Annotated in this window: 1 protein-coding gene; it reads left to right on the top strand. The window is 69.9% G+C overall.

The features are described 5' to 3' along the window. Positions 1–280: 280 nt before the first annotated feature. Positions 281–1,651 carry a cytochrome P450 gene (locus IY392_RS02140; protein ID WP_182612563.1) on the top strand — a complete coding sequence of 457 codons (1,371 nt, stop codon included), beginning with the start codon at positions 281–283 and terminating at the stop codon, positions 1,649–1,651. Positions 1,652–1,663 lie beyond the last annotated feature (12 nt).

Genomic DNA, 1,663 nt, shown 5'->3' with positions numbered 1-1,663 from the left:
GCCCTGGGCCAGCAGGGCGCGGTCCTGCTCGCCCACGCCCCGGCAGCGGTCGCCGAGGCGTTCTGCCTGGCCAGGCTCGGTGATGATCGCTCGGCCGAGTACGGCGCGCTTCCCGACGGGGTGGACGTGGCGGCACTGGTCGCCCGCGCCTGAGTACCGCATATGCCACCACCGCGTTACCGCCACGGCGGGGAGAAACGAAACCGCCAGTTTCGCTATTCGGCTGACAGTCGCGTGAGAGAGGTCACAGACTGGAGGGACCCCGACAAAGAGGTGCACTATGTCAATCGACGGCGATCCACGTGACCCGGTCTACCGGCCGGGCCCGGCCCCCCTCCGCTCCCACCTGCCGATCCTGGGCGGGACCCTCGAGTACGTCGAGAATCCACTGGCCACGATGGCCCGCCGGTACCGCGACCACGGGCCGGTCTCCGAACTGAGCTTCCTCGGCTCCACCTGGACCGCGCTGCTCGGCCCCGACGCGTGCCAGATCGCCCTGCAGAACGCCGACAAGGCGTTCGCCAACGGCCCCGGCTGGGGATACCTCGTCGGCCCGTTCTTCGACCGCGGGCTGATGCTGCTGGACTTCGCCGAGCACCACCACTACCGGCACCTCATGCAGGAGGCGTTCACCCGCCCCCGGCTCGAGGGATACGCCCGTACCCTGGCCCCGCTGGTCGAGCGCGGGATCTCGAGCTGGACCCCCGATCGGGCGTTCGAGATCTATCCCGCCCTCAAGTCGCACACGCTCGATCTGGCCACCGAGGTGTTCATGGGCGGCGCCGAATACGCCCGACCCGGGGAGATCGAGCGGGTCAACATCGCGTTCGTGGACTGCGTGCAGGCCGCCAACGGCTACATCCGCTCGACCGCTCCCCTGCCGTTCACCAAGTGGGGTCGCGCGACCCGCGGCCGGCGTCTGCTGGAGGAGTTCCTCCGGCGTCACCTGCCCGCCCGCCGTGCCGACCCCGGCGAGGACCTGTTCTCGGCCCTGTGTCAGGTGGCCGACGCCTCCGGCGGGATCGACGACGACGACATCATCAACCAGATGATCTTCCTGCTGATGGCCGCGCACGACACCACGACCAGCACCGTGACCTCGATGGTCTACGAACTCGGGCGCGATCGGGAGTGGCAGGAGCGCTGTCGGAGACAGTGTCTGGAACTGGGCCCCTCGCCGACCCTCGCCGAGCTGGAGGGCCTCACCGACCTGGACCTGGTGATGAAGGAGACGCTGCGGCTGCACCCGCCGGTGCCGGTACTGGCGCGCCGGGCGGTCAAGGACACCGAGGTGCTCGGCGTGGCGATCCCCGAGGGCCGGCTCGTCTCGGTGATGCCGCTCCTGTCGCACCACATGCCCGAGTACTGGACCGACCCGGAGATCTTCGACCCCGAGCGGTTCACCGAGGGCAGGCGCGAGGACAAGTCACACCGCTACGCCTGGGAGCCCTTCGGCGGCGGGGTCCACAAGTGCCTCGGCATGATCTTCGCCAACCTCGAGTCCAAGCTCGTCCTCAGCGCGCTGCTGCGGCACTTCGAGTGGTCCGTGCCGCTGGACTACGTCCCGCCCATGAAGAACGACTCGCTGCCGTTCCCCGGGGACGGGCTCCCGGTATCCCTGCGGCCGCTCACGCCGGCCCGCGCCGGCTGAGCCGACCCGGCC

Source organism: Dietzia sp. SYD-A1 (assembly GCF_015356725.1).
Taxonomy (GTDB): Bacteria; Actinomycetota; Actinomycetes; order Mycobacteriales; family Mycobacteriaceae; genus Dietzia.
This window is presented reverse-complemented; position numbering and strand designations above follow the sequence as displayed.